The organism is Pseudoalteromonas sp. MB41, from assembly GCF_020966275.1.
GTDB lineage: Bacteria > Pseudomonadota > Gammaproteobacteria > Enterobacterales > Alteromonadaceae > Pseudoalteromonas > Pseudoalteromonas lipolytica.
On the sequence record NZ_JAJJZF010000021.1, the window covers coordinates 26,984 to 50,641 of the forward strand.

The window sequence follows — 23,658 nt, forward strand, 5'->3', positions numbered from 1 at the left end:
GCTTTGTGAAAAAATAGTGTTACGATACAAATAATTAAATTTAACGTGGACAGCTCAATTGTCCATTGTTAATTACGACAGAAATTGTCTATAGTAGGAAGATAGTATAATACGCAATAAGACTTATGCCGCTAGCGACTGAAAACGACAATAAAAAGCTAAGAAAACTCAGGCTCGCTTTCTGGTTTTCGCTCGCGCTAATTGTATTGATTGGTTTTGTATTAGATCACATTAATTACAACCGCGGAAAAGACGCCTTTCGCTCTCAAGAACTGGCTAAATTAAGCGCCTACCGTGCTGAACTTGAATCAATCCTCATTTCAAATATCCAGCTTGTTCGTGGCCTTGCTGTCGCGGTTGCTGCCGAGCCCAACCTTGATCAAACACGCTTTGCACAAATTGCAGCCCCTCTATTTGAGACCTCTTCAGAGCTTAGAAATATTGGTGGCGCGCCCGATATGGTTATTCGTATGGGCTACCCGCTAGAAGGTAACGAAAAGTCGATTGGCCTTAACTTTTTAGAGAATGCAGCACAGCGCGATGATGCCATTAAAGCACGTGACGAGAATACCATTGTCATGGCGGGCCCATTAGAATTGGTGCAAGGTGGCCACGCATTAGTCGCCCGAATGCCTGTTTTTATGCCACCTGACCATAAATTTTGGGGCTTACTCTCGGTGGTGCTCGATATTAATAAGATCTATACCAACTCTGGCTTGGTCTCATTAGGTAATCATTACGACATAGCACTACAAGGGCGAAACGGCAAAGGCCAACACGGTGAATTCTTTTATGGTCAAAAGCATATTTTAGAGAACACGCCACTCAGTTTCAGTATTACATTTCCGGGTGGTGAATGGCGCATGTATGCGGCGCCAAAAGCAGGTTGGAGCCCTCCTAGTTCAACAATATGGCCACTTAGGATAGCCATAATTTTGGTTTGTGCGTTATTTGCTAGCGCATCGCTATTTTTCTTAAAAATGCTAGAACGACAATACAAAAGCGAACGAATGCTTGAAACCATGAGCAGTCTTGCCAAAATCGGCGCGTGGTCTTTTAATCTTGAAACCAAAAACATGTATTGGTCAGATATGACCAAGCAAATATTTAACTATCCGATAAATAAACAACCTGAATGGCCTACCAATTTTAACGGTTTTAAAGCGGGCTTTAGCCGCGACAAAATTCGCCACCTTTACGAGCAGGCGCTTAAACATGGCAAGAGCTTTGAAACACAAATTCAAATTATTAATGCAAAAGGTGATGCGGTTTGGGTTTTAGTCCACTGTGAGGCTGAGCATAAGAATGGTCGATGCATCAAGCTATTTGGCTCAATTCAAGATATAGATGCGCGCAAACTAATCGAACTTGAAAACCAGAAAATAGCACTACACAACGAAATTTTAGCATCTTTAACCGTGAATGATGCAGTCCTGACTGGCAACTTAAACTTGTCTAAGCATGTAATTGTGCAAGCAATTTGCCATGCGCTCAATGTCGACCGTGCAAGTATTTGGTTGTTTAGCGACGATAGGCAGTCACTCAACACTTTTGCTATTCATGATCAGAGCAACCCACAATTTAGTGACCCCATCTGTTTGCAGCAGATTGAGGTGCAAAACTATTTTGATGCCATTAACAATAATGCCGTTATTAACGCCAGCGATGCTCAACAACATCCCTTTACTAAAGACTTATACACGGATTACCTTGATAAGTTTGATATTCGCTCTCTGCTTACGGTGATTATTCCTACAGGCAGTAAAACTATGGGGGTGGTATGTGCTGAAAAGTGCCATAGTCGCCAGCAATGGAGTAAAAACGAAGAAAGCTTTTTAATTGCCGTGGCTGCTCTGATTGGTAGCCTACATGCCAGCCAACGTCGTATAGAAACCGAGCAACAACTGGTGCAAGCGAAAGAAGCCGCAGAGCAGGCTGTTAAAGCTAAAAGTGAGTTTTTAGCCAGTATGAGTCATGAGATACGCACGCCCATGAATGGCGTAATTGGGATGCTTAATATCATCAAGCAAACCAAGTTAGATAGCCAACAAAATCATCATATTCAATTAGCACAATCATCTGCTGAGTCGTTATTGCATATTATCAACGATATTTTAGATTTCTCGAAAATTGAAGCAGGCAAATTAGATATTGAAAATATTAGCTTTAATGTATCAAAACTACTGGGTGACACCGTTGAGTCATTTGCGATTAAAGCAGAGCAAAACAATACCAAGCTTGTGCTTGATGCCACCCAAATTACTCATGAATTTATTGTTAGCGATCCTAATCGTATTCGACAAATTATTAATAACCTACTCGGAAATGCGATTAAATTTACAAAAGATGGCGAAATAATCGTCATTGCGACGGTCAAACAGATTGACGATGCGATGTATTTAGATTGCTCTGTCGTTGATTCTGGGGTTGGTATTAAACCTGAAAAACAAGCCACATTATTTGATTCATTTACCCAAGCCGATGCTTCAACCACGCGCCGATACGGTGGCACGGGCTTGGGTCTTGCTATTGTAAAGCAGCTGTGTAAGTTGATGCAGGGTGATGTCAATGTGGTTAGTTCTTATGGCGAAGGCAGCACCTTTAACTTTTCCATTAAGGTAAAATTAGATTATAAAAAACAGTCCCTCGAGCCTAGCCATATCATTGATAAAAAACAGATATTAATTGCCGACAGCTGTACTCTAAGCAGTAATATTGCCAAAAAGCAGCTGCAATTATGGGGCGCAGAAGTCGAAGAAATAAACGACATGGCCAGTTTATTAAATCGCGCCAAACAACAAAATGGTCAACGTTGCGACGCCATTTTTGTTGATTATCAACTGTATATGCAAGCAAGTGCAGCCGAAAAACAGGCCTTTAAAACACATTTTAATGCAACCCGCTGTAAACGCATTTTAATGGCCCCGATGAGTCTGACAGAAAAACAAACAAGACAAACACTGAAAGTTGAGAGTATTATCTTTAAGCCATTAACGCCCTCTGATTTGTTTAACTCTCTTGCTAACGATAAATATATCGAGCAGCAACAAATCAATAAAGAAACCTTAGTAAAAAAAGTAGCAACGTACACTGTAAATTCGGCATCGCAAATATTGTTAGTTGAAGATAATAAAGTAAATCAGATGGTTGCAGGCGCGCTGCTAAAACAAGCCGGTATTAGCTTTGACATTGCCGAAAATGGCCTTGAGGCAATTGCAAAAATAGCAAACCGAGAACATATGCCCTACGAATTAATTTTAATGGATTGTCAAATGCCTGAAATGGACGGTTACCAAGCGACACGGGCAATTCGTAACGGCGATGCAGGCACAGCACATCGCGAAGTTAGTATTGTTGCGCTTACAGCTAATGCGATGCAAGGCGATAAAGAGCGCTGTTTAAACGCCGGTATGAATGATTATTTAACCAAGCCGCTAAACTTTGATTCACTTAATAAAAAACTATCCGTGTGGTTAGACACCCACCAAGAAAGAGAGTAAAACAATGCAATTATCTCCTAATCAACAACGCGTTATTGGCTGTTTACTCGAAAAACAAAGTACAACACCCGAACATTATCCACTGTCTTTAAATTCATTAACCAATGCCTGTAATCAAAAATCAAATCGGGAACCTGTGCTCTCTCTTACTGAAGCCGATGTGCAAGACACGCTTGATGAGTTAATTGCATTACGCCTTGTCACTGTTGATGAGGGGCTGTCGGGTCGCGTGAATAAGTACGCGCACCGTTTTTGTAATACTGAATTCGGCAGCTTGCAATTTACCGAGCAGCAACGCGCCATTATTTGCTTGTTATTACTACGCGGCGCACAGACGCCGGGCGAATTAAGAACGCGCAGTAATCGCCTTGCTGAGTTTGCAAGCGTCAATGAGGTCGAAAGCGCTTTAAACTATCTAATTGAGCAAGAGTATGTTACTCGCTTAGCGCGTGAGCCCGGTAAACGCGAAAGCCGTTATCAACATCTATTTGTTGATCCACAAAGTGTACATGAAATAACGCATTCAGCAGAGCCTGAACACGATCGTGTCGATGAAGTTGAGCAATTACGGGCTGAGATCGACGAACTTAAGCGACATATAGACACTATAAAAGCACATTTAGGGCTTTAATAAAAAGCAGACCCGTAACATAATACCCCTAGATTCAACGCCAAAAATAACATAAATAGGAGCTCTACCATGCGTGCCGATATTCTGGCAGAAATGAAAGTCCAACCCACGATTGACGTAAAAGCGGAGATCACTCGACGCGTCAACTTTCTTAAAAGCCGACTGCTTGCTGCGCACTCGCGCTCGCTAGTATTAGGTATTAGTGGCGGTGTGGACTCTTCAACCTGTGGCCGTTTATGTCAATTAGCCGTGAATGAATTGAACCAAGAGCATAACACCAACGAGTATCAATTTATTGCTGTGCGCTTACCGTACGGTATTCAAGCCGATGAAGACGAAGCGCAAATGGCCGTTGACTTTATTCAACCCAGCAAGCGCATGACCGTTAATATTAAAGCCGCTGTGGATGGCATGCATGAGCAAGCTATGGCGGCTGTCATCGGCGCTGGGGGTGAATTGCCTGAACAAGCAAAAATCGATTTCATTAAAGGTAACGTTAAAGCTCGCCAACGTATGGTCGCGCAATACGAAATTGCTGGTTTTTGCCAAGGCCTCGTTGTAGGCACAGATCACAGTGCTGAAAATATCACAGGGTTTTACACTAAATTTGGTGATGGTGCATGCGACCTTGCGCCATTGTTTGGTCTGTCGAAACGTCAAGTTAGAGCGCTTGCCGAGCACTTAGGTGCCCCAGCACTGCTCGTACACAAAGTACCAACAGCCGACCTAGAATGTGACCGCCCAGGTTTAACCGACGAAGAGGCGCTCGGCTTAACGTATGAGCAAATTGATGACTTTTTAGAAGGGAAAGATGTGAGCAGTGAAGTAGAGCAAAAACTAACGGCGATTTACCTGCGTACACAGCACAAACGCCAAGCTATCCCCACTGTTTACGACGCGCTTTAAACTGCATTTAACAGCTCATAAACCGTAAATGACACTTCAAGGGCAATTAACAGCAATAAAAAGCCTATTAATTGCCCGCTTTTGACCCGCGCACACACATACGCCCCCAATGGCGCACCAAGCACAACCACAGGGATCGCGGCTAATAAATACGCTTCAACCTGCGCAGTAACTACGTTAAGAAAGAAATAGTTTACACAACTGGCCACCACCGAAGTCAACGCCATTATAATCACCGTGGTTGCTGTCGCACGTTGAATATTCGCATTGTATGCAATGACGAGCAGTGCAAATATGGCAATATCAGCCCCTGAACCAACTAACCCCGATGCAATGCCACCAATAACAGCCACCAGCGCCACTCGCGCTTTATTCACGGTAATATCAGTTTGACTGCAAATATGCTGGGCTCGTCGGTAAATACGCCACGCTAATGTGAGCGCAAAACACAACAGTAGTGAACTAAATACCCCTTTCACGACTAAGCGAGGCACGTAATCTGCAATAAACAGTAAGCTAAAAATAGCGCCCACAATTGCCAAAGGCGCAGCAATCAACACCACGTGCTTGTAATAGGCAATACGACCAAAAATAATTGTTAAAGCCGCGGCTGTCATACCAAAACTTTGAATCGCTAGAGAGAAAACTTTAGCTGTTGCAGGCTCTATTGCTAATACTTTGGTCATCACAGGAAACGCCACCGCCCCGCCCCCTAATGCCGTACCTCCGGCAACAAAGGATCCGAGAGCCATCGTGGCGGCAATACTCAATTGCGCCATAAAGTGACCCATTAGCCCGGTGGCTCCTTGAGAAAATAATAAGGAACAGTACACACTGATAATGAACAGCCATGGCATAAACCGTAACCAATGCCATGACCTTAAAAAAGCAAACATAAGCAGCTAGAAGAATCTCGAGTGCGATTATTATGCCTGACTCTTGAAGTTCAGCAAATGATCTATATAGAGATTAGATACGTAAAAGTTTTGCTTACATGATTGCAGTAAAGATGAAATAGTTCTGTAATTTGGTTTATAGTTGTTACAGTAACGTACTCTTAATGCATACCTTATCGCATTAAAAAGTCTAAGGATTTATATTAATTTATGTCATCGCCCATTTTAATTACTGGTGCAGGTCAACGTATAGGACTTGCTTTAGCAGAGCACTTTTTAGCACAAGGGCAAGCAATCATTGTCACTTATCGCACACGTCATGAAGCGATTGATACACTTGCTGGAAAAGGGGCAACCTGCATTCATGCAGATTTTAATAACGACGAAGCAATTGCGCACTTTATTGAACAATTAAAAAGTCACACAAACCAGCTTAAAGCAATTATTCACAACGCTTCAAGCTGGGACTGCGAAGCAAATAATCACGATTATGCTGCCCTGTTCGACAACATGATGCGCATTCACGCGAAAGCCCCCTATTTAATAAATCTCGCTTCGGCAGACTTATTACTTAATTATCAAAAAAACACAGGACACCCTGCCGATATTATTCATCTTACTGATTACGTAGTTGAAAAAGGCAGCCCTAAACACCTTGCTTATTCTGCGAGTAAAGCCGCGCTTGATAACTTAACAAAATCATTTGCTGCAAAATTTGCCCCAGCAATCAAGGTCAATGCTATCGCCCCTTCACTCATCATTTTTAATGAACACGATAGCGACGAATACAAAGCCAAAACATTGAAAAAATCGTTGATGGGTATTGAGCCCGGCTGCGCCGAAATTATTAACAGTGTAGAGCTACTACTTAACAGTCATTACATCACAGGCCGTTCGATGCCCGTTGATGGTGGCAGACATTTAAAATAACGAATTATTGAGAAACCTATGCACGATGATTTAAAAAAGAGTTACCAAGGCATTATTAGCGCTGTAGGCGAAGACCCTCAACGCGAAGGCTTACTAGATACACCTAAGCGTGCCGCAAAGGCGATGGAATATTTAACAAAAGGCTATCGTCAAACGTTAGATGAAATTACCAACAACGCGGTGTTTACCTCAGATGCTGATGACATGGTATTAATTCAAGATATTGAACTTTACTCAATGTGTGAGCATCACTTGCTACCCTTTGTTGGTCGTTGCCACATTGCTTATATTCCAAATGGTAAAGTACTTGGTTTATCAAAGTTTGCACGTATTGTTGATATGTTTGCACGTCGCTTTCAAATCCAAGAGCAACTTACTCATCAAATAGCGAAAGCAGTTGAAGAAGTCACTGGAGCAAAAGGCGTGGGGGTGATTGTTGAAGCGAAACACATGTGCATGATGATGCGTGGCGTTGAAAAACAAAACTCAAGCATGCGCACCTCAGTGATGCTTGGCAACTTTAGGGCTGATCCAAAAACCCGTAACGAGTTTTTACAACTAGTTAGAGGGTAATTATGGCCAATGCAATTATTAATGTAACGAATTTAAGACTGAGAACCTTTATTGGTTTTAACCCAGACGAGCGGGAAAAAAAGCAGGATGTGGTGATCAACTTAGAAATTCACTACCCGGCTGACCAAGCATGTGAAACAGATGCCGTTGATAAAGCGCTCAACTATAAAACCATCACTAAAGAGGTGATCAGTCTTGTGGAGCAAGGGCATTTTTTACTCTTAGAAAAACTCGTTGCAGAGATACTGGCAATTTGCCATGAGCACCAGAGCGTTCATTACGCTAAAGTGCGCGTTGATAAACCTCATGCTCTTCGCTTTGCTGACTCTGTGTCACTCACACTTGACTGGCAAAAAGACTAAAGCAACCCTTCTAGCCCAACCGCAAAGGCAAGCACGGCTAAATAACGTGCGCCTTTGCCAAGGGCAACTAATATCAAAAACACAGAAAATTTAACTCTAAATATTCCCCCAACCACTGTCAGAGGGTCGCCCACAACAGGCAGCCATGCAAACAACAAACTGTATATGCCGTACTTGTTAAATTGCGTTTCTGCTTTTTTAATTGATTTTTCTGACACCGGAAACCATTTACGGTTTTTAAAACGTAAAACTTGTGTTCCTAACCAATAGTTTACACAGCTCCCTAACACATTGCCTAAGGTGGCACTAAGCCACAGTAACCATAAAACGTAGTTGCCTTTGGCTACCATCGCTGTCATGACTAATTCTGAGGAACTCGGTAATAAGGTGGCTGAAATAAAAGCAGTAAAAAAAAGTGATAAATAGGCCATTACACACCAAAAAAGACAAGCTCAGCACGGTTACTGAGCTTTAACAGTATATTGCAATCCCATTATTTTATAAATTCAATACTCAACGGGTAGTTAACGTCTTTACCATCATTGGCCTTAATTGCACTGACCACCACCATGATAAAAGCAAACACCGCAATCACAGGCAGTAAAATCACGCCAATCACTACAAAGATAAGTAAAAAACTCACGATGTAGGCGATCATCATGGTTAATTGAAAATTAAGTGATTTACGGCCATGCTCGGCGACTAATGGCATTTCATCCTTTTTAGCAAGCCACACTATAAGCGGACCAATCACGGAACCAAAGGGGATCAACAGCCCTGCAAACGAGCTTAAGTGGCATAACATCGCCCAAGTGCGTTGCTCTTTATTACATTCCACTAATTCAACTTTTTGATTATCTTCCATTTTATCTCCTTGTTGTATTGTTTTCGTTTTTCATTTGCCTATATTATGAGGGCAGATTAAAAATTAAACGCTCACGATGCAAATGAAAAAAACACGCATAACACTGATACTCTGTAGTTTTCTAGCAACCGCTTGTTCTTCAAACGGAGCAAAGCAAGCTACGACCCCAGCGTTACCTCAAAACGATTACGTCACGTTTATTAAACCAGGCGGATCATTTAAACATAGCCAATTTACTGATATTGAAAACTATATCGTACAACTTAAGAATAAGAAAAAACTAATTATTTTATTTGCCACCTGGTGCGCTGATTCTCAGCGTACTATTGAGCAATTACAAGCAAGTCCATGGGTCAATAATTCTGAACTGCAAATTATTGCGATTGGCCGTGAAGAAAATTCCACGTCGTTGGCACAGTTTAAACGTGACTACCATCTTAACTATCCGCTTATCAGTGATGAAAATCGCACAATTTATAATGCCTATGCAAACAAAGGGATTCCTCGCCTATTGCTACTCGATGAAGATAACCGACTGATTCAAGAAGAAAATGGCGAAGATGTATACGCCCTTGAACGGCTACTTAATTTGCTGTGATAAAAAAGTGATAACTTCGTGAGGCTTTCTTGATATTGCGCTTTGATACTGTTTTTAAATCATCAAAAACAGGAAAGAACAATGAAAGCTTTACCTTTATCAATGTTAGCAGCCAGCGCTTTGACTAGTTTTTTAGGCCAAGCGGCTGAACTGGACATTAAACTGACCAACCTCACCCAAGGGTTACATTTTACCCCAGTGCTCATTGCAGCCCACAACAGTGAACATAAGTTATTTAACGTAGCAATGCCTGCCTCAACGGCATTACAAACAATGGCTGAAGGCGGAAATTTAGAGCCTTTAATTAATGAAGCGACTGCTGCAAGTAGTGACATGGTTGCGAATCCTGCAGAAGGCTTATTAGCGCCTACCAGTTCCACTATGGCCACATTAACCACCAGCGATGGCAACAATTATTTATCGCTAACTGCAATGTTACTCCCCACCAATGATGGTTTTGTCGGCTTAGATAGCTGGATGATTCCATCGCAAGCAGGAACTTACACCGTGTATTTAAATGCTTATGATGCGGGTACAGAAGCCAATGATGAACGTGTTGTTGAGGGTGCGGGTGCGTTAGGTGTTTTAGGTATTCCTGCGGCACCTGGTGGGAATGCTGGTAGTGGAGCAAGTGGTGTAACAAGTAACGAAAACAATACCATGGTACACATTCATCCAGGTAACTTAGGTGATGACGACCTCGAAGCGGGTATCAGTGATCTTAATAATACAGTACACAGATGGCTTAACCCTGTTGCGATGTTAACTGTAACCGTGAAGTAGGAGGCCGTTATGCGCTTTTCAAAAAGCTTAATTATACTCGCGCTGGGTGTAAGCCTCGCAGCATGCAGTGATTCAGATAACAATGATGTGGAAGTAAAACCTCCCGTGGTTGTCACTCCGACAAGCTACGAATTTACTGTGACAATAACCAATTTAACCGCCGCACAACCTTTTTCTCCTGTTGCCCTTATCGCTCACACAGAGGGTATGCTATGGCAAATAGGAAACTCTGCTTCAGAGGCATTAGAAAGAATGGCCGAGGGCGGTGATAACAGCCAACTATTAACCGTTGATTTTGCAACACACGCTCAGAGTGCTGAAAGCCCACTACCTCCGGGAGAGCAACTTACTCTTACACTCACCACGGAGCAGCTTGAATCATTAAAGATTAGCTTAGCGACAATGTTGGTGAATACAAATGACGCTTTTACCGGTCTTAATGCTATAGACGTGTCTTCGTTAGCTGTTAATGAATCACTTTCTCGCCATAGTCATGCTTATGATGCTGGTACAGAGACCAACTCAGAAGCACATGGTACGATCCCAGGTCCTGCTGACTCAGGAGAAGGTTTTAACGAAAGCCGAGATGATATCAACAGTGTAGCAATGCACCCTGGTGTTGTTAGCCAAGATGATGGTTTACGAAGTTCAGTGCTAACGAACCAACATAAATTTGATAACCCTGTTGCTCAGATAATCATAACGCGGACGCAATAATAATAGCACCCACTTACGCTGAGGGCATAGGGAGGTGCCTTAGCGATTTGGATATGACTATGCGCACAGAAAAAGTATTAATTGTTGAAGATGACCGAACTATACGACACTTGATCGCCACCCAGTTACAAAGCTTAAACCTACACATTGATGAAGCATGCAGTGCTGAATCAGCGATTAAAAAGCTTGCTAGCAATCACTATGGGCTTGTATTACTAGATATAAACTTGCCGCAGATGGATGGATTAAGTTTATGTCGAAAAGTTAAGGAACATTACCCAACTATCGCAGTCATTTTACTAACCGCTCTTAGCAGCGATATGGATAGAGTTATAGGGTTAGAAATGGGAGCAGATGATTATATTTGCAAACCTTTTTTCGCCAGAGAGTTACAGGCACGTATAAAAACCCAACTACGCCATCGCGCACAGCTTCTTATGGCACAATCAAGTAACGAGCAAACTGAGAAACAACCCATAATACAACTAGGCAAACTGCACATAGAATTTGCCAGCCACCAAGCATTTTTAGCTAACCAAGCAATTAACTTAACCGCCACCGAGTTTGATTTACTGGTGTATTTTGCCAAGCACCCGAACCACGTATTTAGCCGACAACAATTACTCGACCAAGTGTGGGGTTATCAACACAGTGGTTATGAGCATACAGTGAATTCACATATCAACCGTCTGCGGAGTAAATTTGAGCAATACCATCAAACACCATTTATAGAAACCGTCTGGGGTGTTGGCTATAAACTAAACCCTCGTCAGTTGAGTGCCAATTAATGCACTCGATGACCTTATATCAAAAGCTCGCATGGTCGTTCATATTTATTTTTAGCCTGTTGTGTACACTGGTATTCAACTGGAGTAAACAGCTGGAGCAAAGCGCCCAAGATCATGCACAACAAAACCTGCATTTACAGTTAGCTGAGCACCTAGTGAATGACAATCCATTAATTAAACAAGGTGTCTATGACTATAAAGCTTTGGAGAACTTATTTCATACCTTGATGATCCTCGGCCCGGCTTTTGAATTCTACTTTGTTGATTCAACCGGTAAGTTACTGACCTATTCGGCTAAACCTGGGCAAGTAATTAAACAAAAAATAAATCTCGTCCCTATCAAAGAACTAATTAATAAAACGAGTACAACACCGATTTACGGTGATGATCCTCGCAGTAATACCCAAAAAATATTCTCTGCCGCGCCGGTTTATAACCAACAACAATTGCAAGGTTATTTGTACGTGATTATTGGTGGTCAAACCTTTGATACTTTACTTAATAATATTAAAAGTAATGACATTCTTAAGATTGGTGCAATAGGGTTTGTAGTTGCAGTCATTACGTTACTTATTATCATGCTTATTCTCTTTCGATTTTTTACCTTACCCCTCACGCAGCTAAATAACGAGATTTGCCAAATTAGAGCGGCAAATTACAGCTTAACAAAAATGACACAAAGCCCACGCTATTCGGGTAACAATGAAATAGGTAACTTAAGCAAAGGAGTTCATGGCATGTTGTCTCGCATTGATGATCAATTAAAATCGTTACAACAGGCAGATAAACAGCGCCGCGAGTTACTCACTCACCTTTCGCATGATTTAAGAACACCGCTTGCTTCATTGCACGGATTTATTGAAGTAATAAAAAAACCCAAAAGTCATTTGAATGAACACGAAAAACAGCACTACTTAAGCCTTGCTATGGATAACTGCCAGCAGTTAAAACTGTTAATAGAACAAATTTTCGAACTAGCGCACTTAGAAAGTGGCCAAGTAAAAATAAACACAGAAACCTTTAATCTAGGAGAGCTTATTTATGATTGCCTGGCCAAGCTAGCATTAACTGCACAAAAAGCCGGCATAACTCTCCAGGTTATCCCTGAAATCTGCGATTTCACCGTGACCACGGATATTGCCAAACTAGAACGTATATTAACCAACCTGATCGAAAATGCTATTCGCCATACTCCGGAAAAGGGCACTGTCTCAATTAGCGTGTCACAGCAAAGTGAGCAACTTTACGTCACAGTATCAGACACGGGTATCGGCATACACGAAGACGAGTTACACGCGATCTTTGAGCCACATTATCAAGCACGAAACAGTATAAAACGAGGAACATCAGGGCTAGGGTTAGCAATATGCAAGCACTTACTAACCCTAATGGACAGTAATATCGAAGTGAAGAGTACCTTAGGGAAAGGCAGCCAGTTTCGCTTTAACTTATCAAAATAGGCATCAATAAAAGCGCATTGATGCCTTTTTGCTTATTGTTGATAACCCGCTAAATCAAGCATAAAGGCATAGTACAAGGCGGTGTCTTGTAAGCTTTTAAAGCGTCCCGACGCCCCTCCATGCCCGGCTTCCATATCTGTTTTAAACAGTACTAAATTGTTATCTGTTTTGTATTCGCGCAGTTTAGCAACCCACTTTGCAGGTTCGAAATATTGCACCTGCGAATCATGTAACCCTGTAGTGACCAACATATGAGGATAGGCTTGTTTTTTTACTTGATCATACGGTGAATATGACAGCATATAATCGTAAAATACTTTTTCATTCGGATTACCCCACTCGTCATATTCGTTGGTTGTTAGTGGTAAACTTGTGTCTAACATCGTGGTGACTACATCAACAAATGGCACTGCAGCAATCACCCCGCTATAAAGCTCTGGCGCTTGATTAACGACCGCCCCCATTAATAACCCTCCGGCACTGCCTCCCATGGCAAATATGCGTTCTTTGTCACCATACTTTTGTGCAACTAAAGATTTAGTTACATCAATAAAGTCATTAAACGTATTTTTCTTATGAAGTAATTTGCCATCTTCATACCAAGGGCGACCAAGCATTTGAGAGCCACGAATATGTGCAATCGCAAACACAAAACCGCGGTCGAGTAAGCTCAAACGCGAGCTCGAAAAACGCGGATCCATCGTCGCACCATACGAACCATATCCGTATTGTAAAAGAGGGTTACTGCCATCTTTTTTAAACTTATCTTTACGATAAACAAGGCTGACCGGTACATCAACACCATCACGGGTTGTTACATAGATACGCTCAGATGCATAGTTACTTGGCGTAAAGTCACCCAAAACGTTGCGCTGCTTAAGCACTGTTTTTTCGCCGCTTATAAGGTCGATATCGTAATGGGTATCTGGGGTTGTCATACTTGAGTAGTAAACACGTAAACGAGGATTATCCAGCTCAAAATTTCCATAGCTATCAACCATATAAGTTGGATCATTAAAAACAATCACTTGTTCATTTTGGTTTCGTAAGTCACGAATAGTTAAACGGGTTTGCCCCATTTCACGTTCCTTGTATACCAAATGATTCTTAAATAACTCGATATCTTCAAGTTTAACGTTATCCCTACCCGCAATCACCGTTTGCCAATGGCCTTTATCATGCGCTTGTGATTGATGTACCTTCATTAATTGAAAATTAACGGCATGTAGATTGGTGACTATGTAGTACCAATCCCCGTGCTTTTTAATACTATATTCAAGTTCTGGTTCACGCTCAATGAACCGCTTCGGCAAAGTACCTGTGTCATTTGCATCAATAACAGAGACACCAGAAGCACTAGTACTTTCATGATAAATATAGATTTTTTGATGGTCTTTACTCTTACCTATGCTGGTGTAATAGCGAGTATCTTTTTCTTCATAAACCAGTTCATCATCAGCTTGTGGGGTGCCTAATGTATGGCGATAAACCTGATAACCTAATAACGTTTGTGGATCTTTTTTAATGTAGTAAAAAGTGCGGTTGTCATTTGCCCAAACAACATCTCCCTCACTCCCTTCTATCGTATCTGCCAGTCGCTCACCACTGACCAAGTCTTTCACTCTAATGGTATAAATACGCCGACTTAAAGTATCTTCACCGTATGCCAATAAATGCCCATTAGGGCTTACCTCTAAGCCTGTTACAGCAAAGTAGTCATGCTCTTTAGCAAGCTCATTAACATCCAATATGACTTGTTGGTTGTTACCATCACTGGATTTGCTTCGCACATAAATTGGATACTCATCATCACCTCGCGTCTGCGATGAGTAATAATAGTCTCCCTTTTTGGTAGCCACAGAGTTATCGTCTTTCTCTATACGACTTTTAAGCTCATTAAAAAGTGTATCTTGCAGCGCTTTTGTATGCGCCATCGTGCGATCTACGTAAGTATTTTCAGCAGTGAGGTGGGCAATTACCGCCTCATTTTTACGCGCATCATCACGCATCCAGTAATAGTTATCGACACGCGTATCACCATGAATACTCATTTCATGGCGAATTTTTTTTGCAATAGGTGCCGCTATAACTGCATTTTCTGTAATACGTGATTGCTCAATATTATGTGCGGTATCAGGGACTTTATTACACGCCGTTAAAACGGCAAATGAGAGTGCTGCAAAGCAGAGAGAGTAACCAACGTTCATGAGATTCCTGTTGTATTTTTTATTATTCATCCTCCAATATAAGTAAAAACAGAGCAAGATATAAGCATGCTTTGTGAAGCAATGTAAAAAGGGAGCCGAAGCTCCCTTTATTAATTACAAATCAAGTCATTACTTTTGCTTGCGACGGCGCATAAATGCAAACGGTGCAGCTAGTAAAGTTAACCATGCTAATGAACCTGAATCATCTTTATCATCATCGTCATTACTACGAATGTCATTCACTTCAACTTCAACGTTTACTGCGTCTGACATATTGCCGGCAGAATCAACAGCAATTACAGAGAATGTAAATTCACTTTGGAATTCATAATCAAGCTCGCTCGCAACACTAATAACACCATTAGTATTAACAGTAACTAAGTTGCTACCCGATACGATAAATTCAACAACTGGCGTTTCATCTGAATCAGGATCAGAGAACTCTAACGTGCCAATCACAGTACCTAAAGCAACATTCTCATCAACAGAGAAGCGTTGTCCTGAAGCTATAACAGGCTTAGATTCTGCTGGGTCTTCTGTAACTTCAATAGTAACTAGAACAGCCTCAGACATATTTTCAGCACTGTCTATCGCAGTAACCATTAATTCGATAACTGGTGTTGTATCAAAATCAATTTCACCTACAACAGTCAGGCTGCCCATTTCATCAATAGCAATACCATCATGACCTTCTACTGAGTAAGAAACAATTGGCGTAGTTTCAGCGTCTGGATCAGATGCCAAAACAGTACCAATCACTGTTCCTGACACTGCATTTTCTTGAACAGTAAACATTTGACCCGCTTCCACAACTGGCATCATTTCAGCGGCTTCATCTGCTAAGTTATTAACCATTACTGTAACCATAGCCGGTTCAGAAATATTGCCAGCAGAGTCAGTTACCACAACTTCTATCTCTATAGACACAAGTCCTGCGTCGAAATCAAGCATTGCTTCATCCATTACAACAACATCACCTTCAGAAGTTACTGAAACAGCTGTTGAATTGGAACTGAGTACAATAAACTCAGAGATAGGGTTTGCAAGATCTGCACTGTATGTTGCTTCAAGTGTGCCAATAACAGTACCTGTCGATGTATTTTCATCAACGCTAAACATTGCATCAGAAAGAACTGGGGCTGAATTTGCGTCATCACGAGGTGTTGCTACAAATGCTTTAGAACCTGAATCAGACAGGATCATGAAGTCTGCACCTGCGTTTAATAGCGTTGCTGATGCACCAGGCTCAACTGAGCTTACTGCTTCACCAGCTTCATTCACAAGTACAGCATATACATCATTAGAAGCATCAGTAAACGTATATGTTCCCATTGCAACATCGCCTGCACCTGTAGCGATTGGTGTCCATGTTTCTTCCTCTGTACGGAAGCGAACATTTGCTGAGACTTTACCAATATCTTCAGCAGTTAAACCAAAATCACCCAAGCAGCTTTGCATTGTTAAGTGATTATTACCAATGATTTGATAGATATTATTCAGCGCGCCAGAGCTGCTTCCATAACCATGTGTAAAGGTAATTGCAGTACCAGGCTCAACATCATAGAACCACTCAAGTTTACCATTTTGAACTGTTACATCGTATGTACCATCTTGGTCTATATCGAAGTCAGCCATAAAGCCACCCACATAAGAGTGAGTGATACCTTCATTCATCACTACCGTAGTTAAAGTAACAAAACCGCTTGCACAGACTTCTGTTGGCACAGCAAACGTCTCAATTGACGCGCCCACTAAATCAAAGCGTTGGTCTTCATCTATTTCATCAGTCATTACTGTTGGTGCAAATACTGGTTCAAGTGCCACTGCACCAGTATTAGTTAACGTATGAGCAAGGCCATCTTCTGTCATCACAGGAGTAAAGCTCATTGCAGCGTTTGCTTTTGGCAATACGTGATACACAAGGTGGAATGCTCTTTCACTACCATCAGAGAAGACTAACGCACCATCAAGCTCTAAGTTTGTTAAATCAGCAGTGACTGCTTGCGAGCCAATGTTATCATCCGTCAGTGTCCATTCTGGTAATGTAGTAGGGTCAATCGTTGCTGTCACATCAAATGATAGCGTTTGACCTGCAGGAACAGTGATTGTCTCTGGGTAATCTAATGAGAATGAACCACGGTCAATATCGTTTTGATAACGCTGTTCTAAAGAAAGCGAATACACTTTGACTTCATTCGAGAAGTTCTTAACTTGTACCGTTTTTGTTAATTTAACTGTTTCTGATGCATTCACTAAACCAAACGAAAGAGCCGCTTGTTTGGTATCTGCTGCCCAAGCAGCAACAGGTAAGTTTGCAGCTTTATTAACATCAACTAAACCCGCACCGATGTAACTAATTGGCGCAAGTTCAGCATCTGGGTTAAGTGCTAATGGCTCCATTGTTACGTTTAAGTTAGCGGTATTCATTAACGTTGCTTTAATTTCAAGTGCATTGCGCTCTGGTAATGCTTCTTTCAGTAAACTCACTGCACCAGCCGTGATAGGACCAGAGAACGAAGTACCTGTAGCGCCTGTTAAACCATCACCAAGACCTGGGTGAGCCGTCATAATGTTCACGCCCGGCGCGGTAATTTCTGGTTTTAATAAACCGCCCATTGATGGACCACGTGATGTAAAGTCTGCAATTGCACCAGACAATACTAAACGCTCAACAGTTAAGTTAAATGTTCCACCCGCTTTAAGCGCAGCACCTGCTGTAAATGTTACACCTACAGAAGGAATTGTGACTGCTGCATCGGCACCGCCCATAGGTGCTGGCGTGCCATCATCTGTATTATTTGCAATGACAACGAACTCTGCACCTTTTGCTTGAGCTGCTAATACTTTAACTGTGAATGCACACGCACCACGGTCAATAATCACACCTTTGCCAGTAAAATCAACGTCATCAGCAAATGCTTCACACGCTGTTTGATTTGCTTCTGGGTAAACTAATTCAATGTTGTCATTTGTGTAACTAAATGCAGTTTGTGGACCGAAGCTAGCTGGTTGAACAATAGTTTCTTCATCGTTAACTGTACCGCTAGCAACTGACTGCTCTTCTGTAGGGTGAGTCATTGCTCCAACAGACAACGCATTCTCTGTTGTACTCGGACCACCAACAATAAATGGGTATGCACCATCATTACCCGCTGAAATAACCACGTTAGTGCCTAGCTTTACAGCCTCATTAATGAAAAGTCCAACCGCGTCGTTAGCAATGTCACCATAGTCACCACCTAAAGACATATTAATGACATCTACACGATCAGAAATATCACCATCACCATCAGGGTCCATCGCATTCTCTAACGCAAGTAATTGCGCCAACCCTGGACAGTTAGCAGCACACACTGAATAAACAAATAAATCAACATTTGGTGCAATGCCATTCACAGAGTGAGATACGTGCGTACCATGGTTTGTCGTTACATCTATTGGATCCGCATCATTATTAATGTAATCGAAACCACCAAGCACTTTTCCTTGCGGCCAATCAACAGTTGTAGGGTCTGCAATGGCTGCTTCATAGGCAGCTTCAGTGCCTTCACCACCAAATGCAGTGTGCGTATAATCAATACCTGTATCTAGTACAGCAACACGTACACCTTGACCCGTCGCTAAGCCATTCGCTACAAGTGGAGTCGCTTCAATATAGTCAGCACTATCAGCTACATGTAATTTGTAATCATAGACGGGATAAATACCTTCAACTTGCGAGTTTGAAAGTAATTTTGCGATATCTTGTTTGTTACCATTCAGTACAACCGAGCTTACAAGTGTTGATGTCTTAGCTACAACTTGAACGGGTAAGTCCATACTCTGAATAGCTTGCTCTACACTGGCTTGTGCTAATTTGGCTTGTGCTTGAACTGAGGCAACATCTGCCCCTAAACTTTTTGCATTAATAGTTGCTGGCACATTTAATTTAACTAACCAACTAGTCACTTCACTGCGAGTATTTTGTTCTTTTTTACTTACCGCACTCGGTTTAATTAATTCTTTACCTGCTAGATTATATTTTGAAAAATCATTCGCTTGCGCGCTGGCACATAGTGCACTAGTCACAGCTAAAGCAACGGCTGTTCTTTTTATTAGATTATTAGACATGGGTTCCCCTGGGATATGTTATGTTATCGTCTAAATAGTGATTGAAACTACGTTTCAGTACCAATATAAAACGTAAACACAAACCAGAACAACATCTCGATTACATTATGGTTACATTACAACCTACAAAAGGTGCCAATGTTAATCTACCCCATTGTTTTAATTGAGCTTTGACATCATAAATTTGATGTAAACGTTTGTAAACGAAAGTAGTATTTTTAGAGTAGAGTAAGGCACAATGAACTCAGAAGTCATTAACATACTAACGATGGCAAAGGTTATACAAACCGCTGTCGCTCCAGTCTTTTTAATCACCGGTATTGCGGCAACCTTAGGTGTTTTATCAAATCGTTTAGCGCGTATTACAGACCGCGCTAGGCAGTTAGAGCGAAAGCTAAAAGTCAGTACCGACGAAGAGTTCAATAAGTCACTGACCACAGAATTAAGAGCCCTGCTAAAACGTTCTCGCTGTATTCATATTGCATTTAGTGCAAGTGTATTAAGTGCTTTGCTCGTGTGCGCCGTGGTTATGTGTTTATTTTTATCACACATTCACTCTATCAACTTAAGTGTGACCATTGCCAGTTGCTTTGTGGCTGCGATGGCACTGCTCATTTGTGGCTTTTTATCGTTACTTGGCGAAGTTTTCTTAGCAACACGTAGCATGCGACGCGGGATGATCTTCGCTGACATTGATATTAATGATTAAATTAAACTTAAGTTAAGATTAACCGCATTACACTTGAATAAAACACCTAGCTAAGATACAACTCAAACAGTTTATCTTTATGACATCTAAAGGGGCAAAAGGAATGAAATTAAAACACTTAGTATTAGGTACCATGTTATCGACACTGGCACTAGGCGCAACAGCAAGCACCGTATTCGAAGAACCTAGCGACGCGATTGAATACCGCCAAGCTGCGTTTTCTATGATCCGTGTACAAATTGGTGATATGGGCGACATGTTAAAAGGAAAAGTCCCTTTTGATGCTGAGCGCTTCCAAATGCGAGCAAATAATGCTGCCGCTTTATCAAAAATGCCATGGGAAGCATTTGTTGCAGGTTCAGACAAAGGCGAAACATCAGCGCTTCCCGCGGTGTGGAGCGATAACGATACTTTTATGAAAAAAGCAGTCGCTTTCCAGCAATATGCGGATGAACTTGCGGTTGCAGCAAAAAGTGGTGATCAGAAAGTAATTGGTAAAGCATTCGGTGCGTGGGCTAAAGGATGTAAAGACTGTCATAAGTCATTTAAAGACTAGTCAACGACATTAAAAAAGGCGCCGTCTGCGCCTTTTTTAACACTTAACTCACTCAACTCACTTAATTAAACAAATAACTTAATGGCTCAGCACCCCATGTGGTAAAAAGTACCACTAAACACAGCGCAAAAATAACGAATGCAAGCAAGGGTGATTTTGTCACAGGCTCAGTCACAGAGACTTGCTCACTACTGCCCGTCAGCATTGGTTTAACGAGGTTCTTGCCTTTAATGCGATATATCACAATCGCAATTACATGCAGCACAATAGCATACAGTAAAATATCAAAGTTCAGGTGATGTAACCAACCAGCAAACTCAACCGTGTCCGTAGATACATATTTAACAAGCGGTCCATCGGTAAGTATGTCATCGCTGGTCATCAATCCTGAGCCTAGTTGCGCCAAAATTAATATAAAAAACGCAATGACCATATAGCTGCCGGCAGCCCCGTGACCAGCTTTATGCTCATTATTTTTAAATGACTTAATTGCCGCAATCGGTGAATGTATCAATGAGGACAGCTTGGCTGTTTTACTGCCAATAACTCCCCATATAAGACGCGTGATTATGAGCGCTAGCGTGAAATACCCAGTTGCAAAATGTAGCTCCAGCATGCCTTCTTCAGCACTAAAATAAAGCGTTGCAATTGCAACAACTAATAACCAATGAAAGCTTCTTATAAAGCCATCCCATACTTTCACTTTAGACATGATAACGCTCCCTATGAAATATACTCAAAGCACTTAAAAAGACCAGAACCGGCAAGGCATTGGGGTATACATTATTGCAAACTTCGGTTATTTTGACACGCCTCTATTACAGGTGTTTTGATCTGAGCCATAACAACAAGTAAGAGCGATAAAATGCAAAAACCTATTCTCAAAGCGTTATTAAAAGGCTTTTTCGACATGCTCCCGCTATGTTTAGCCGTCATCCCATGGGGCATTCTGTGTGGCTCTTTAGCAATCCAAAATGGTTTTAGTGCGTTTGAAACACAAGCAATGTCACTACTCGTATTTGCCGGTTCTGCGCAGTTAGTCGCGATTGAATTAATGGCTGGCAATACCCCCTTACTCACTATTTTATTTACCACGCTTATTATAAGTTCAAGACACTTTTTGTATGGCCTAGCCATCCGCCATAAAGTCATTGATCAACCATTTGGTTGGCGTTTACCTGTCAGCTTTGTTTTAACCGATGAGTTATTTGCTTTTTCGCATCACCCTAAAGCCTACCAAACAAAGCTGCGCCTTATTTATGCTTTAAGTGCTGGCTTTAGTTTTTATATCGCATGGAACATATGGACATTGCTTGGTATTGTTGCTGGCAGCTTATTGCCCGATTTAACAAACCTAGGCCTTGATTTTGCTATTGCCGCCACTTTTATTGCATTAGTGGTGCCAGGGGTGAAAAACCTCGCAACTCTTGCCACCGTCGTCACCGCAGGAGTCGTTGCAACCCTCCTTAAAAGCCACGGTTTTCAGTTATGGTTAGTAACAGCAGCACTGATTGCTATGTCGGTTGGGTACGCAATTAGCCGCTGGCAAGCAAAAGAGGAGCATAGTGCATGATGACCACGATTGTATTAATGGCGTGTATTACTTTTTTTACGCGTTACTTGTTTCTACACCGCGCTTTGCCTTTTAAGGTAGGCCCTAAAATGCAGCAGTTTTTGAGTTTTAGTGCTCCTGCCGTGCTCACTGCTATTTGGGTGCCCATTGTATTTATTAATGATGAAGGGATTAATTTAGATTGGCAAAATCCCTACCTAATTGCTGCAGTACTTTCCGTTATTGTGGCTTACAAAACACACAACATTTACTACACAACACTGGCAGGGATGGGATTATTTATAATCTTGAGCTAACGCAACTTATACGCTGGCGAGCAAAATAGCGCGGCTTTTCTCAAGTGTCACTTGCTCACGCTCACCCAGTGCAGTCATACCATGGCGCTCTAACTGCGCAACAAGCTTATCTGCCACACTGTCGTCTAAGTTATAATCGCTCAAACGTGTTGGCATTTTAACACTGTGGAAGAAAGCTTCCGTTGCAGCTATCGCGTGTTCAATTGCCGCCTCTTCATTGGTAATATCCAGTCCCAGCACACGTTCTGCATATTGTAGTAACTTACCGCGCTTAGTGTCTTTTTGCTCAGCCATCATGCGTGGTAATACAATCGCTAGGGTTTGCGCATGATCAAGGCCGTACACTGCTGTCATTTCATGCCCTATCATATGTGTTGCCCAATCTTGAGGTACGCCCGCACCAATCAACCCATTTAATGCCATTGTTGCTGACCACATAATATTAGCGCGCACCTGATAATTTTCTGGCTCTGAGAATGCTTTAGGCCCTTCTTCAATGAGGGTCATTAAAATTCCTTCGGCAAAGCGGTCTTGCAACTTTGCACCTACATCATACGTAAGGTATTGCTCCATAGTATGTACAAATGCGTCAACAATCCCGTTAGTCACTTGGCGCTCTGGTAATGAAAACGTTACTGCGGGGTCAAGTACCGCAAAACGAGGGCGCACATACTCACTGGCAAATGGAAGTTTATCGTGAGTTTCAAGGTTTGAGACAACACTAAAGGTATTCGACTCAGACCCCGTTGCAGGCAAGGTCAGTACCACACCGAGTGCAACCGCCGATTTTACTTCTGCGCCGTTTGCTAAAATATCCCAAGGCTCACCCGTGAATTCAGCCGCAGCGGCAATAAACTTACTGCCATCAACCACAGAACCCCCACCTACAGCCAGAATGAAATCAATCTGCTTTTCTTTAACAAGCTCTACGGCTTTCATACAGGTTTGGTAACTTGGGTTTGGCTCAATACCTGCAAACTCAAACCACGTATGCTCACTTAATGCTGCTTTAACCTGATCATAAACGCCATTTTTCTTAATGCTGCCACCACCATAAGTGACGAGTACTTTGGCATTTTTAGGGATTTCTGACTGAATCTCTTTAATCTGTTGCTCACCAAAATGAATCTTGGTTGGGTTTTCAAAACTAAAATTTAACATGTGGCTTCCTCATCGTTGATGTGAGTTTTTATCAGTG

Annotated in this window: 22 protein-coding genes; 15 read left to right on the top strand and 7 right to left on the bottom strand. The window is 41.8% G+C overall.

Translation table 11 applies throughout. The annotated features are described in order from the left end of the window. The first annotated feature begins 125 nt into the window (after window positions 1-125). The 3 genes from LPA49_RS16940 to nadE all read left to right on the top strand — a co-directional run bounded on the left by LPA49_RS16940 (window position 126) and on the right by nadE (window position 5,037). Window positions 126-3,500, top strand: a complete 3,375-nt coding sequence (locus LPA49_RS16940) for a response regulator (RefSeq protein ID WP_180311281.1) — start codon at window positions 126-128, stop codon at window positions 3,498-3,500. A 4-nt stretch (window positions 3,501-3,504) separates the two neighbouring features. Further along, window positions 3,505-4,131, top strand: coding sequence for a YceH family protein (locus LPA49_RS16945; protein ID WP_180311280.1), 627 nt, complete (start codon window positions 3,505-3,507; stop codon window positions 4,129-4,131). A gap of 69 nt (window positions 4,132-4,200) precedes the next feature. Beyond that, window positions 4,201-5,037, top strand: a complete 837-nt coding sequence (gene nadE / locus LPA49_RS16950) for an ammonia-dependent NAD(+) synthetase (protein WP_180311279.1) — start codon at window positions 4,201-4,203, stop codon at window positions 5,035-5,037. Here nadE and LPA49_RS16955 read toward each other — a convergent pair. Beyond that, window positions 5,034-5,828 carry a sulfite exporter TauE/SafE family protein gene (locus tag LPA49_RS16955; protein WP_230237323.1) on the bottom strand — a complete coding sequence of 265 codons (795 nt, stop codon included), beginning with the start codon at window positions 5,826-5,828 and terminating at the stop codon, window positions 5,034-5,036. The genes nadE and LPA49_RS16955 overlap by 4 nt on opposite strands. A gap of 315 nt (window positions 5,829-6,143) precedes the next feature. On the opposite strand from LPA49_RS16955, the gene folM reads away from it, so the two are divergent. From folM to folX, 3 genes are read left to right on the top strand one after another with little or no spacing between them, the layout of a single operon-like run. Beyond that, window positions 6,144-6,863, top strand: a complete 720-nt coding sequence (gene folM, locus LPA49_RS16960) for a dihydromonapterin reductase (protein WP_036974391.1) — start codon at window positions 6,144-6,146, stop codon at window positions 6,861-6,863. 18 nt (window positions 6,864-6,881) lie between these two features. After that, window positions 6,882-7,436 (top strand): GTP cyclohydrolase I FolE, encoded by a 555-nt coding sequence (gene folE / locus LPA49_RS16965; RefSeq protein WP_036974389.1) that lies wholly within the window; start codon window positions 6,882-6,884, stop codon window positions 7,434-7,436. Between the two features lie 2 nt (window positions 7,437-7,438). Beyond that, window positions 7,439-7,798, top strand: a complete 360-nt coding sequence (gene folX, locus LPA49_RS16970) for a dihydroneopterin triphosphate 2'-epimerase (protein WP_036974387.1) — start codon at window positions 7,439-7,441, stop codon at window positions 7,796-7,798. Here the strand turns inward: folX and LPA49_RS16975 are convergent. Both LPA49_RS16975 and LPA49_RS16980 read right to left on the bottom strand, forming a co-directional pair. Beyond that, window positions 7,795-8,229, bottom strand: a complete 435-nt coding sequence (locus LPA49_RS16975) for a YqaA family protein (protein WP_036974386.1) — start codon at window positions 8,227-8,229, stop codon at window positions 7,795-7,797. The genes folX and LPA49_RS16975 overlap by 4 nt on opposite strands. Window positions 8,230-8,291: 62 nt before the next feature. Further along, on the bottom strand, window positions 8,292-8,663 hold the full coding sequence (locus LPA49_RS16980; protein WP_036974384.1) for a DUF4870 domain-containing protein: 372 nt from the start codon (window positions 8,661-8,663) through the stop codon (window positions 8,292-8,294). A gap of 82 nt (window positions 8,664-8,745) precedes the next feature. On the opposite strand from LPA49_RS16980, the gene LPA49_RS16985 reads away from it, so the two are divergent. The 5 genes from LPA49_RS16985 (at window position 8,746) to LPA49_RS17005 (ending at window position 13,009) form a co-directional block, all read left to right on the top strand. Further along, window positions 8,746-9,261, top strand: a complete 516-nt coding sequence (locus LPA49_RS16985) for a TlpA disulfide reductase family protein (RefSeq protein ID WP_075594415.1) — start codon at window positions 8,746-8,748, stop codon at window positions 9,259-9,261. A gap of 81 nt (window positions 9,262-9,342) precedes the next feature. Beyond that, window positions 9,343-10,044, top strand: coding sequence for a spondin domain-containing protein (locus LPA49_RS16990; RefSeq protein ID WP_075594395.1), 702 nt, complete (start codon window positions 9,343-9,345; stop codon window positions 10,042-10,044). Window positions 10,045-10,053: 9 nt separating this feature from the next. Continuing rightward, window positions 10,054-10,761, top strand: coding sequence for a spondin domain-containing protein (locus LPA49_RS16995; RefSeq protein ID WP_075594396.1), 708 nt, complete (start codon window positions 10,054-10,056; stop codon window positions 10,759-10,761). 59 nt (window positions 10,762-10,820) lie between these two features. Next, the gene (locus LPA49_RS17000) at window positions 10,821-11,549 is read left to right on the top strand and encodes a response regulator transcription factor (RefSeq protein ID WP_074989615.1); all 729 of its coding nucleotides are present in this window, start codon (window positions 10,821-10,823) and stop codon (window positions 11,547-11,549) included. An 8-nt stretch (window positions 11,550-11,557) separates the two neighbouring features. Then, a complete protein-coding gene (locus LPA49_RS17005; RefSeq protein WP_230237325.1) occupies window positions 11,558-13,009 on the top strand; it encodes an ATP-binding protein in 1,452 nt (483 codons plus the stop codon). Window positions 13,010-13,041: 32 nt separating this feature from the next. On the opposite strand, the gene LPA49_RS17010 is transcribed toward LPA49_RS17005, so the two are convergent. Then, the gene (locus LPA49_RS17010; protein WP_118843877.1) at window positions 13,042-15,216 is read right to left on the bottom strand and encodes a S9 family peptidase; all 2,175 of its coding nucleotides are present in this window, start codon (window positions 15,214-15,216) and stop codon (window positions 13,042-13,044) included. Window positions 15,217-15,345: 129 nt separating this feature from the next. Beyond that, complete coding sequence (locus LPA49_RS17015) at window positions 15,346-19,326, bottom strand: S8 family serine peptidase (RefSeq protein ID WP_075594399.1); 3,981 nt, start codon at window positions 19,324-19,326, stop codon at window positions 15,346-15,348. A gap of 238 nt (window positions 19,327-19,564) precedes the next feature. Here LPA49_RS17015 and LPA49_RS17020 point away from each other — a divergent pair, with 238 nt between their 5' ends. Continuing rightward, complete coding sequence (locus tag LPA49_RS17020; protein ID WP_036974373.1) at window positions 19,565-20,035, top strand: DUF2721 domain-containing protein; 471 nt, start codon at window positions 19,565-19,567, stop codon at window positions 20,033-20,035. 103 nt (window positions 20,036-20,138) lie between these two features. Next, the gene (locus tag LPA49_RS17025) at window positions 20,139-20,591 is read left to right on the top strand and encodes a cytochrome c (protein WP_036974371.1); all 453 of its coding nucleotides are present in this window, start codon (window positions 20,139-20,141) and stop codon (window positions 20,589-20,591) included. Between the two features lie 61 nt (window positions 20,592-20,652). On the opposite strand, the gene LPA49_RS17030 is transcribed toward LPA49_RS17025, so the two are convergent. Further along, a complete protein-coding gene (locus LPA49_RS17030) occupies window positions 20,653-21,303 on the bottom strand; it encodes a cytochrome b/b6 domain-containing protein (RefSeq protein ID WP_036974369.1) in 651 nt (216 codons plus the stop codon). 153 nt (window positions 21,304-21,456) lie between these two features. Between LPA49_RS17030 and LPA49_RS17035 the strand changes: the two genes are divergently transcribed. Beyond that, a complete protein-coding gene (locus LPA49_RS17035; protein ID WP_036974367.1) occupies window positions 21,457-22,164 on the top strand; it encodes an AzlC family ABC transporter permease in 708 nt (235 codons plus the stop codon). Next, window positions 22,161-22,460: an AzlD domain-containing protein gene (locus LPA49_RS17040; protein ID WP_074989611.1), complete on the top strand. Its 300-nt coding sequence runs from the start codon at window positions 22,161-22,163 to the stop codon at window positions 22,458-22,460. Before LPA49_RS17035 ends, LPA49_RS17040 begins: the two co-directional genes overlap by 4 nt. A gap of 6 nt (window positions 22,461-22,466) precedes the next feature. Here the strand turns inward: LPA49_RS17040 and LPA49_RS17045 are convergent, their stop codons facing one another. Further along, the gene (locus LPA49_RS17045; RefSeq protein WP_036974363.1) at window positions 22,467-23,621 is read right to left on the bottom strand and encodes an iron-containing alcohol dehydrogenase; all 1,155 of its coding nucleotides are present in this window, start codon (window positions 23,619-23,621) and stop codon (window positions 22,467-22,469) included. Between the last annotated feature and the right edge of the window lie 37 nt (window positions 23,622-23,658).